Origin of the sequence: Thermogemmatispora onikobensis (assembly GCF_001748285.1) — a bacterium.
Taxonomy (GTDB): Bacteria; Chloroflexota; Ktedonobacteria; order Ktedonobacterales; family Ktedonobacteraceae; genus Thermogemmatispora; species Thermogemmatispora onikobensis.
On record NZ_BDGT01000090.1, the window covers coordinates 1 to 11629 of the forward strand.

General features: G+C 60.7%; 6 protein-coding genes. 2 read left to right on the forward strand and 4 right to left on the reverse strand.

What is annotated here, in order from left to right:
* Positions 1 to 1036, forward strand: a 1036-nt coding sequence (locus BGC09_RS21515; RefSeq protein WP_069806259.1) for a DmpA family aminopeptidase, incomplete at its 5' end; no start/stop codon positions are given.
* On the opposite strand, the gene BGC09_RS21520 is transcribed toward BGC09_RS21515, so the two are convergent.
* The 3 genes from BGC09_RS21520 to BGC09_RS21530 all read right to left on the reverse strand — a co-directional run bounded on the left by BGC09_RS21520 (position 1018) and on the right by BGC09_RS21530 (position 5189).
* On the reverse strand, positions 1018 to 2859 hold the full coding sequence (locus tag BGC09_RS21520; RefSeq protein WP_069806260.1) for a lipopolysaccharide biosynthesis protein: 1842 nt from the start codon (positions 2857 to 2859) through the stop codon (positions 1018 to 1020). The genes BGC09_RS21515 and BGC09_RS21520 overlap by 19 nt on opposite strands.
* Before the next feature lie 18 nt (positions 2860 to 2877).
* The gene (locus BGC09_RS21525; RefSeq protein WP_069806261.1) at positions 2878 to 3327 is read right to left on the reverse strand and encodes a hypothetical protein; all 450 of its coding nucleotides are present in this window, start codon (positions 3325 to 3327) and stop codon (positions 2878 to 2880) included.
* Positions 3328 to 3419: 92 nt separating this feature from the next.
* The gene (locus tag BGC09_RS21530; protein ID WP_069806262.1) at positions 3420 to 5189 is read right to left on the reverse strand and encodes a glycoside hydrolase family 3 protein; all 1770 of its coding nucleotides are present in this window, start codon (positions 5187 to 5189) and stop codon (positions 3420 to 3422) included.
* A 449-nt stretch (positions 5190 to 5638) separates the two neighbouring features.
* Here BGC09_RS21530 and BGC09_RS21535 point away from each other — a divergent pair, with 449 nt between their 5' ends.
* A complete protein-coding gene (locus BGC09_RS21535) occupies positions 5639 to 11077 on the forward strand; it encodes a HEAT repeat domain-containing protein (protein WP_069806263.1) in 5439 nt (1812 codons plus the stop codon).
* A 200-nt stretch (positions 11078 to 11277) separates the two neighbouring features.
* On the opposite strand, the gene BGC09_RS21540 is transcribed toward BGC09_RS21535, so the two are convergent.
* Positions 11278 to 11629: dCTP deaminase (locus BGC09_RS21540; protein ID WP_218104132.1), on the reverse strand; the 352-nt coding region annotated here is incomplete at its 5' end.

Consider the following 11629-nt stretch of genomic DNA (forward strand, 5'->3'; position numbering starts at 1 on the left):
GGTGGGCCACTGTACGCTCATCTACGATGAGCCGCGCGTGGCGCGTACCGGGGTCACGGTGATTGTGCCGCGCGAAGGCGGGATCTGGACGGATCAAGCCTTCGCTGGCTATTTCAGCCTCAACGGCTGTGGTGAGATGACTGGCACGGCCTGGATAGAGGAGGCCGGCCTGCTCCATACGCCTATTGCTATCACCAATACCAATGCCGTCGGCGTGGTGCGTGATGCGCTCTGCGCTTTCCCCACGGAGCAGCCGGGGGAAGGAGAGCTGGCGGCGGTTTCTTCTTCCTGGACTGGAGCCTTGCCGGTGGTCGGCGAGACCTGGGATGGCTGGCTCAATGATATTGCGGCCTTCCATGTGCGCAAGGAGCATGTCTTTGAAGCGCTGGCGGCGGCGAAGGGGGGGACCGTCCCCGAGGGCAACGTCGGTGGTGGTACAGGCATGATCTGCCACGAGCTGAAGGGGGGGATCGGGACCGCCTCGCGCCTGGTCGAGCTGGGAGACGCGCGCTATGTTGTGGGGGCGCTGGTCCAGGCCAACTATGGCGCGCGTCATCTGCTGCGCATCGCTGGCGTACCAGTGGGTCGTGAACTCAGCTACGAGGTGGTCCCCAGCCCCTGGCCTGCTTCGCCACCTGCTGCCGGACGAGAAGGGGCAGGCTCAATCATTGGCATTGTTGCCACGGATGCGCCGCTCTTGCCTCTGCAGTGCAAGCGTCTGGCGCGCCGCGCCACTCTTGGTCTGGCGCGGGTGGGTAGCATTGCTAGCAATGGCAGTGGCGACCTCTTCCTGGCCTTTGCTACCGGCAACCATCTGCCCGCCGGCCAACTGCAGCCCTACGCCCTGACAATGTTGCCTCACGATCGGCTTGACCTTCTCTTTGAGGCGACCGTCGAGGCAGTCGAGGAAGCCATTCTTAACGCACTGACTGCGGCTGAAACGCTCAGCGGTTGGCAGGGTCGTACCGCCTATGCCTTGCCCCTGGATGAGCTACAGCGCATTCTAGCCCGTTATCGTCAGCGGCCTGCGCTCTGACTGCGGGCAAAAGGACGCAGGTAGCCAGCGAGCCGCGGGTGCAGCGAGCGCAGCAGCTCCAGATCCTCTTGGGTCAGAGGCCGAATCAGGAGGAGCAGCAGGAGCGCCCCGGCGAGGTAGATAAGACCTGCGAGGATAAGGGTCGGGAAGTTATAGGGACGCAGCAACAGAGAGGGCGTTGCGGCCAGGGCCAGGGCCAGCAGCAGGCGCAGCGTGTAGCCCAAGGGATAGCGCTCCGGCAGGAGGCGCCAGAGGAAGCCGAGCAGCAAGGAGCCACCGATGACCTGAGCCAGTCCATCGGCGATCAAGGCGCCCGCCGGTCCCCAGCCAGGGATCAGCACGATGCCAAGAATGATGAGCGAGAGCAGGCTGATCCACTGGCCGAGGACAACCTGCCAGGCTCTTCCCACCACGTAGAGCGTTGACTGATGAATGCTGGTACCAAGGGTCCGAATGAGAATCTGGAAGATGAGGAAGAGGGCGAGGAGCGGCCCAACTGGCTCATAGCCTTGATAGAGCAGGTGGGCGATCAGCGAGGCGTTGAAGAAGCTGAAGACCAGCACCGGGGCCGCCAGCAGCGTTTCGATCTTGATGAGGGCCTGCCAGGAACGCGCGAGACGAGCATAATTCTGACCAACGAAGGCCGCCGCCAGGGCCGAACCGGCCACGCCACCAAAGCCTGTGACCATAAGCAGGCTGGCAGTGTGCCCAAGCTGGTAGGAGAGATTGAAATAGCCAATTTCTGCCAGCGGCACGGCGAAGCTCCCCAGCAGAATGATCACTGTCTGCTTAAGCAAGGCGCCAGAAACAAGGTTGGTCAGCCAGGCTGATAGCCCGAGGCGAATCACTGGCTGAAGCGGCTGGCGGTAACTCGCTCCCCGTTGGAGCAAGAGCGGCGCCTGCCAGATCAGGAAGGCTGCAGCACTGGCGAGCGAAACCAGGGCTTGCATCCAGAGCAGACCGTCGACGCTGCTGCCCAGTCGCAGCACCAGGTAGCTCAAAGGGAGTTGCACCAGCTGGGCAAGACTGCCGATCACGAAGACGAGACGCATGCGCATGAACGAGGCGCAGACGGCGGTCTGCAGGCTGAAGATGCCATTGCCGAGCACGTAGAAGGCGATCGGCGTGATGTGATGCAGGAGCTGGGGATTGCGCAAGCCACTGGCCAGATCGCTGGCCCAGGTCCACGAACTGGGAAGGAGACTGAAAGGCCAGGCCAGGGCGGGTAGCGCGAAGAGCATCACTCCCATGCACAGAACCAGGGTCAGGCTGCGTAAGAGTAACAGGCGCCGAATTAAGGAGGCCGCTGCTGCCTGCCCATGTTCGGCCAGGACTCTTGGCACATACGTCGTTGTGGCATCTTCCAGCCCGAAGGCGACAATATAGGCAATAGTATTAAAAGCCGACATTGCCACTGCATAGATGCCATAGAGTTCATGGCTATTGACGAATGCACGGGTAATGATGAGCGTCAGAATGAAAGAGGAGAGAAAGAACCACAGCCCGTATGCCTGATTGAGCAGATAGCTGATGGGGGTCCGGCGCAGCAAATGACGCGCCTCAGCCTCGGCCCCACTGCTCTCCATACTGGCGGCGGGGCCGCTACTGCTGCTCGTGCTGGTAGCGACCACCTCAGTGAAGTGAGGGCGGTGCGAGGCCCACTTTTCTGGCTGGCTCCCATCTTGGTCGCCCGATTCCGGCGGAAGTGCGGCCAGCGGCGCGGACTGATCGGTCCCACTTTGAGCGGGCTGTGCAGCCTCGCTGGAGAGCTGACCAGTATACAGGCGTTTCAGTCGCAAAGGGTGAAACCTGGGTCGCTGCATAGCTCGTAGTATACACCTTTAGCCAGATTGGTGCAGCTTGAAGAGATGTCGCCCTAGCCAACCAATCCCACCCAACAGGGCGAACAGTTCCAGAATGCTGACGTTGGCTGTCACGTGGTCCGGCGAGACCAGGTAGAAAGCCCCGATCTTGAAGGTGGCGGCCACCAGAAAGAGACCCAGGCTGAACCAGGCCGGCAGTGTGGCGTAGAGCAAGGCTCGCTGCCAGGCGCGGCAGAGGAAGCCGATCAGGGTTGGAAGCACGTAGAGCAAGGCCGCCACAAGAGGAGCCAGGGCTGGGGGGTAAGGGCCGTCCAGGGCCGCTGCCGGTGATTGAGGCAGCAGGCGCGTCCAGAGTTGATCTGGCACCAGCGCCGTTAACAAGAGCAAGGTCTCAACGACAATCAGGCCGATCACAGTGATATGCCAGCGTTTCTCTTGCTCAGCTGTTGGCACACCTAAGCGAAGCATTATGGTTTTCTCTTTCTTTACGATAAATATCGCTTATGAACTAAAGAAAACATCGAGGAAAGAGCCTCTGATCGTCTGAACGATTGGAAGAGCTACTGTGGTAAGTGCAGCAGCCCCAATTGGTATTTCAGCATCAGAATGCGGCGCACTGACTCATCGATGCGCTGGACACTCAACGTCCCTTCCTCCACTGCTGATTTCAGGGCTTTCAGCATAGCGGCTGCCGTTTGCGCTGAGATTGCCCCCATGAGCAGATCGGCTCCGGCCTGGACGGCCATCACTGCTGCCTGGCTTTCATCGTAGCGTGCGCTGACTCCCTCCATTGTAAGGCTATCAGTGATGACCACGCCCTGAAAGCCGAGCTGTTGGCGAAGGATGCCGCTGATCACCTTGGGCGAGAGTGAGGAGGGCATGCTGCTGTCGACCGCTTTCACGATCTCGTGAGTTACCATAATGGCATGGACCTGTCCTTGTTGAATAAGGGTGCGATATGGCAGCCAATCGATGGCCTGCAGCTGGTCCAGACTGCGTGTGAGCACGGGTAGCCCACTATGTGGGTCGACGCTGACGTCGCCCAGGCCCGGGAAGTGCTTCAAGGTACCAAAGACCTGACTGCCTTGCTGTAGTCCTTGGAGGTAGGCCCCTGCCATGTGTGTCACGGAGGTAGGGTCGTTGCCAAAGGTGCGCGTGTCTAGTTGAGGGTTATAGACGCTTGTCACGTCAACGACGGGGGCAAGGTTCAAGTTAATCCCGTAGGCTGCCAGGTCATGGGCGTCCTGTAGACCGGCGGCCCGTGCGCGCTCGGGATCATGGGTAGCGCCGATCTCTGCGGCTGAGGGGCGAGGACCATCGAGATCGCGCAGGCGATCGACCAGCCCTCCCTCTTGATCGATAGCGATGAGCAGCGGAATGCCACTGCCAGCGGTCCGAGCTCCATTCTGGATCTCTTGGGTCAGCTGCTTCAGTTGGGGGGCGCTCATAATATTATTGTTAGCTGTAAACAAGATCACTGCACCGACATTTTCCTGCGTGACCATTGTACTGAGATCCAGCGAATAGTAAGGTCCAGTGAATTGAACAAAGAGCATTTGCCCTAACTTTTGGTCAAGCGTCATTGTGCGTAGAATCAAATTGATATAGGCTGCAGGCGTGAGCTGCTGTGAGCTTTGCTCGGTAGCGTGGGCTGACGGTGTAGTGGAAGGCAAGGCCGAGCGGATCTGCTGCAAGACGTTCTTGGAGCCAGCCGTTGGACCCCAAAGCATAAAGGCCCAGCCCTGTGGTCCCAGTAACTGAGCCAGACCGCTCGTGGTGGTATTGATCACCAGGATGAGCAGGAGCAGAAGCAGGCTAAAAGCTTGACCGCGGCTGAGCCGCAAAGCCCGCTCCTCTTCGCCTTTGCTGACTGCTCTCAGGGCCGGTAGTTGGCGAGTGGGCAGCAAGGCGAGGGCAGCGACGGCTCGCTCTGCCATGCTGGCCAGCCTGGGGGGTGGAAGAGCAGGGACGACGGCGGCAGCGGGTAGTTTAGCTGTTTCGACCTCGGCTAGCTGAGGGTCTTTCTCTGCTGGGGGCGGAGGTAGAGGCAGCTCGCGCGTCTCCTCCTGGGCAATCTCCCTGGCTCGTTCCTCCCTCTCTTGCTCCGTCTCCGTTCCTGGCGCTTTGGGATGGTTGAGTGGTGCCAGGAGAGGCGCTTGCAGCTTTCTGGCGTCGCTCCTGCTGCCAGCGCCCTCCCTCGCTGAGGGACGTCTGGGCGAGGGCCTGCCGGGAATCCTGATGGCGGCCAGCCTGACTGTGTCCTCTTCCTTTGGGCTCGTCTCGGGAATCTCTGCTGCCTGGTTCTGGCCGGGTGGTTGCTCTCTCTCCATGATTGCGATACCTCATCATAGGACCCCTCTGTCAGGGGGTGCGTTTCTCTCTTCGCTCTAACAGAGGAGCTTGCCACTCGCTTTGTTCTGCTGCTATTACCAATGACGTATTGCCTGTCTGCCGGTCCAGGGTCTTTTGTCCGTACTCTGGTCGGTCAGTAGCAACCTGGAAGCGTTTCAAACAGGCTTGTTGACTGGTCTCCAGAAGCGGCTAAGCCTGGGAACAGCCTCAACTCTGAGGCGGATGCTCCACACGCTCTGGCAACGTCTTCCTTGCCCTGGTGTGCAGATCAGTTCTGCGATCTGCCTGGTACGACGATCGTCCTCCTGTCGACCGGCTTTTCCTGGCTGCCGGTGGCCTCGATGTCGACACTTGTTCAAGTCGCCATTGCTACGCTATACTGTGACTGCTATCAACCGGCAAGTTCTGCGAAAGGTCGCTGGACGGAATGAGAGCGGAACAATATCCACAGGCCCTCGTAAGCGTACAAAAACTGAGAGGCAGGACTACAGCCCTGCGGCTGCTCGCCTGGCCACTGCTGGCTGGGACTCTGGCAGCCGCGGCTGGCTTTGGTATTGAGCTGGTGCTGCACTGGCTGCAAGCAATGGCTGCTCACTGGCTACCAGGACAGGGAGATGGCCGCCAACCTGCCTTGGCGTTGTCTTTTGTTTCCTGGCTTCCTTCGCTCTCCTTCGGTGGATGGTGGCCGCTGGCTATCCCTTTGGGGGTCGGCCTGCTTGTCTTTGTGTGCACTGGTCTGCTGCGCCGCCCGTTGGCCCTCCGCGCCTATGCCCGTGCCGTCCGTTCCTCCTCGGCAGATACACTGGCTGTGCTCCCGCTGTCAACTACCTCTGGCATCTATGAAACAGCGCTCGCTTATTATCAGGATATCACTGATCAGAGTGCTGTGCCATATAAACAGGACCTTTCTTTCTCCGCGTTGTTGCAGGAACCCTCTGCTCAGCTGCTGCTGCTGGGAACTTCAGGAGCAGGCAAAACTTTTGCCCTCTCCATGCTGCTTCAATCTGCTCTCGATGCTTTCCTCCGTAATAGAGGAAAAGATAGGAGATTGCCCGTCTATCTCTCTCTAGAGCACTATAGCCTCTATCTTAATAGACGATCATCGATTGTGGTGGAGGCTGGGGGAGAGGGGAGGGGGCGGAGCGCCAATGGCGAGGTGGAGGAGGGTGAGGGGGCGGGCAAGGCGGCAGCCTCTCAGGAGCTGGCGGTGGCCAGCCTGCAGCCGGAGGCAACTCTTTTTGACTTCCTGCTGGAGAGCCAGGCCCCCGGTCTACGCCATCTGCGGCCCTATCTGAGCCAGTTAGCCGAGCGTGGGCAGCTGCTCCTCCTCTGCGATGATTTCCATCTGGTCGAAGCCTCCTTTCGCGAGGCGATCATCGCTGAGCTGAGCTATCTCATGAGTCAAACGGGCAATCGCCTGGTAGTGAGCGCTTGCGATCTGGCTCATGACGCTCTGCCGCAGCTGGAGCGCTTGCTGACAGAAGGAGAAATGGCCTGCGCTGTCCTTGCTCCGCTCTCTCCGGCGCTCATCCGTCGCTTCGTTGAGCAGGCGCTGCGGGAGCAGCAGATTCTGACGCGGCGGCAGTACACCGCCGGCCAGATCATGCGTGCGCTCGAAGATAGTCGCCTGCGCTATCTGTCTAGTGTGCCGCTCACCCTCTTTAGCTTTCTGGAGATTCTAGATACGCTTGATCTGGGGAATCCCGGGCAGTTCGATAGCCGTGGGCGTCTGCTTGCTCAACTGCTACATCTCTTGCTCATGCGAGCGTTGCGGCAAAAGCGCTGGCGCCGTGGCAAGCGTGGCCTGACGGAAGAGGAGTTAGTAGCGCTACTTCGCCGGCTGGCCTGGGCGCTCTACCACAGTGACGCACGCAATCTCGTTGTCCTGCCCTCCGCCCAAGGGCGTCGTCAGAAGACGGCGGCCCGGGCGGTGGCGCTGGCCCTGCCTCGCTGGCTCGAAGAGAGTCGCTCGCTCCTGTCGCGGCAGGGGATGGTTCTGCCGGAGGATCTCCAGGCTCCGCTGGCTGAGCCAGCGCTCCTGGAGCAGCAGCTAGCCTGTCTGGAGGCGGCTGGCCTCTTGGTGCTTGGGGGCGACTGTCTGCGCTTCCGTCATCTCTGGCTGGTGGAGTATCTGGTGGCCTCGGTCTTGCTGGAGCTTGATCAGGAGGCGGACCAGGGACTGGGGGGACGACAGGCGACGCTTGCGCTCTGTTGTAGTGATCCTGCGCGCTGGGCTGGACCCGTTGCTCTGTGGTCGGGCATCATCGATGAGCCGCTGGCTCTGGCTGAGCGCTTTGCTGGCTTTGGAGAAGCTCATCCCTCCTCTGCCGTGGCGGCTGGTGCTTTGGCGCTTATCTGTGTTGGTGTGGCCTGGAGCCCCCCACGCTCAATGGCTGACGAGCCGCTAAGCCTGCCCCCACGCCTGCTGCGCTTGCTCAGTGGGATGCTGCGCGAAGCGACAGGCCCTGAGCAGCTCTCTCGTCTGATTGGGCGCTTCGCTGCGGAAGGTACGCTGGAGATCTATCAGGGGCTGTTGCCCACCGTGATGGTGCCTGGCGTCGAAAACCTGCTGCGGCTCTGCGACCAGAAGTTGCTCCTGGATCGCTTCTTCGATTATCTCTACGAGGTCATTGATCTGCCTGCTTATGATAGTCAGGTTCGGCGCCTCATTCCTGTATTGGGGCGCCTGGGAGAAGGGGTAATCCCCTACGCTGCAGAATTGCTGCAGCCAGCAGCCGATCATTCGCTACGCTTGCGAGCTGCGGCGGTGCGCATCCTCGCTCGCTGTGATGCTCAGCAGGCTGTGGACCCTCTGCTTGACTGTCTGGCGGATAGCGAGCAGGTCATCGTCGAGGGAGCGCTCAAGGCCCTCATTCGCCTTGGCCCGGCGCGAGCCTTGGAGCCGCTGCTCGATGCCTTAGAACAGTATCTGCCGAGCGGGGCAGCTGCGCGTCAGGTGCAGCGTGCTATTCTGGTGGTCCTTGACTATTTTCTCGGAGAGACCGATCCGCAGCGTGCGCTTTCTGAAGAGCAGCGTGAGCGGGTGCTCAGCGCGGTCTGCCCTCTCCTGGCTGGACAGCAGCCACCCGAGGTGCAGCGGGCGGCGCGCGATCTGCTAGCCCGGCAGTTACAGAGGGAGCCGCGGCCCGACAGCGTTCAGCTCCTTATCCAGGCTCTGGCCAGTGCAGACGAGCTGTTGGTGCGCAATGCCATTCGCGTCCTGCAACAGGGAGATACACGCCTGACGCCTTTGCTCCTGGAGCAGCTGGAAAACCAGAGCCTTGATGTGGTGCGGGCGCGCCTGGTCGAGGTGCTCGGTGGCATACGAGACCTGCAAGCGTTGCCCTTGTTGCTCAAGCTGCTGGCCGACGCTTCGCCTGTGGTGCGTCAACAAGTGGGGATCGCTTTGCAGCACGCCTATGTTCCCGAGAGCATTCCGGGCTTGATCGAGCTGGTGCTGCATAGCAAGGAAGATCAGGTAGCCACGCTTGCGGCACGTATCCTTAGCGGGATGGGCGAGGAGGTGGTGGAGCCAATTCTACAGGCTTTGCCGCAGATCGTCCCCGGTCGTACACAGCTGTTGATTCAGGTGCTCGAAGAATTAGATGATTCGCGGGTAATTCCGGCGCTGGTCAGCCTCTTGCAAGAGGCGCGAAGCGAGCCGCTCCTAACGGTAGCAATCATTCGGGCCTTGGGTCGTTTTGCTGATGGGCAGGTTGTGCCGCCGCTGATCGGTCTTCTCGACAGCAAGGAGACGCTTGTCTCTGAAGAGGCCATTCTGGCGCTGAGTCGTCTGCGAGAGGTAGCGCTCTCCGATCTTCTGGACGCGCTGGATGTCGAGCCAGAGCGTGAAACTGTGGTTGCGGCGAGAGTGCGGCGGGCGATTCTGGGGATGGAGCCATTTCCGGGAGAGCAGCTCATTGCGGTGCTAACCCACGGTAGCGAGGCGCAGGTGCAGCAGGTGGCGAGGATCTTCCAGGAGCGGGGAGCCGAGGCTGCGCTGCTACTTGTTCATCAGCTCTTCCATCCCGATGCGCGTACGCGGAGCTATGTCCGCCAGATTCTCGATGGTATGGCCGGGCAGGTCCTGGTGCCTGCTCTCCTGGAGGTCCTCAATCGTCCGGCCTGGCGCCCCGTCCTCGCCGAATATCTGGTGCGCTATCCCGCTGAGGCCGTGCCGCCGCTCATCAGTCTGCTTGGTGATCCTGAGCGTGGCGATGCAGCGGTCTCGATTCTCTTGCTCTTCGGGTCGGAGATTCTCTCGACCATCGTTCCGGGCCTGGCCCAAGAGGATGAGCTGGCGCGGCGACGAGCGCAGCAATTGGTGATCTCGCTGGTGCGTCAGCAGCCGGAGGCTGTAGAGCAGGTGGTCCAGCTCTTTGGTCCCTCGTTGCCGCCGCGCGCCTATGAGAGCCTGGTGGCGATCCTCGCGGGTGATCTCGCTGATTTGGCGGTGCCCGCTCTTCTGGCTGGCCTGGGCGATGCCTATCTCCTTGGCGGAGTCTCAGAAGTGCTCGCTCGCCTGGCCCGGCGTCGTCTGACGCCTGCTGGACGCGAGGCGCTGGCGGGCCTGGTGGCGGCTCTCCGCTCAGAGGAGCGACGGCATGGGGCCGAAATTACCCTGATCGAGTTGGGCGAGCTGGCCGTTGTTCCTGTGGGTGAGCTGATCACTGATCCTGATCCCCAGGTGGCGAGGGCTGCGCGGCGTATCCTGCGCGATATCGGTACGCCTGCCCTCCCTTTTATCTGGGCCGCCTGTAGCGATCTGGCGAATCGTCAGCGGCGGGAGGCGGCTCTAGAGATCTTCCGCAGTATGCCGACGCTCGTCATTAAAGATGAGCTTCTGGCTCATCTGGCCAGCCGAACGGTCCAGGAAAGCGCGATGGCGGCGACGCTCTTGCAGGAGCGTATCCACGATGAGGCCACTAGCACTGATCCCTCTCGTCAGGAGATGGTGCCAGCTTTGCTGGAATATGTCCAGCAGCCCCAGAGCGATGAGCGGCTCTGTCGCCGCATTCTGGCTCTGCTTCTCCTGATGGGAGGAGAGTATATCGTACAGCACCTGGTCCAGGCCCTCTATGAGCGTTCGGAACGCCAGGAACTCTTGATGCGTTGCTTTCTCTTCCTGGGACGTGAGGGTGAGACGGCCCTCTGGGAGATGTACCATGATCCTGAGACCCCGCCCGATCTGGCCAATCTGGTGGTCAGCATGCTGGGAATGCTGCGGGCCTATCCTGAGATCTGCGAGCTGGCTCTGAGCCTGAGTCAGTATGGCCTCACGCTCAACAAGGAGCGCCTCCAGAGCCCTGATCAGCTGGAGATTTCCCTGCGAGCCCTCGGTGGCCTTCTGGCTGGAGGCCATTGGAATGTTGAGGCGCTGGAAGAACTGCGCCAGCGCTTGAAGGAGGGTAGTGCAGAGCGCGATCTGGTAGAGGTGCTGCTGGGCTGGCGCTATGGAGCCTATATTACTCGCCTGGAAAACGACTTGCAGAGCGTTGAGCAGGCCCACAAGGAGAATATGCGCAATTTGACAATGCAGCTTCTTCAGGCTCGTAGCCAGCTGAGCGACATAGAGCATGAGCGCGAGCACTTGGACGAATCGCTTAAGAAAACACGGCAAGAGCTAGAGGTGGCTCGACAAGAGCTAGACCGGGTAACGCAGGAATATCAGCGTCTTCAGCAGGAGCAGGGCGCCAGAAGTGAAGAACTGGAGCAAGCGCAACAGACGGTTCAGCGTCTGCAGGACCGCTTGAATGTAGTTGTGCAGGAAAAACGCCTGTTGCAGGACCAAATCAATCAGTTGCATGCCCATAATGCCCAGCTTGTTGAGCAGATCAATCTGCTGCAGGGAGCGGAGAATCCCTAGCTGTGGGAGGCGAACCACTGGCACTCATGTGAGGGGTCAACTCGACCGGTTAAGCCTGGTGAGGGTGTGATCTTCCCGCCGCAGGCTGGGTTGAGCCGGGCCAACCCCAGCCTGATCCAGGGAAGCGCGAGGGTGGGGCGCGGCGGATAAGGCAGGGAGCGGGAGGCTGGTCTATCAAAGGTCTGGCCCGGCTGGGCTGCTTATGCCTCGGGCTCGGCTTCCAGCTGGTGCCGTCGGTGTTGGCTGTACAGAGCGTAGTCCCAGTCCAGATAGGCTTTGGGCAGCATATCCTCGGGGCTCCATTCCTGCTGCTGCCCATATTTCCCCTGGTATTCCTTGAGCGTTTCCCCGACGTACTCAAAGGTGATCTGGCAGATGCGGAAGCCGACGGGAACGACAATGGTTGTCATAGTATGGTTGCTGATCTCCATTGTCCAGCGGCTGATATAGCCGACGTCGCCCACACCGGCGCAGCGGCAGACCGAGAGGCCCGAGCGAGCGACGGTGCTGCGTGCGTACATTTTCCCCAGATAGCCATTGCGACCACCGATG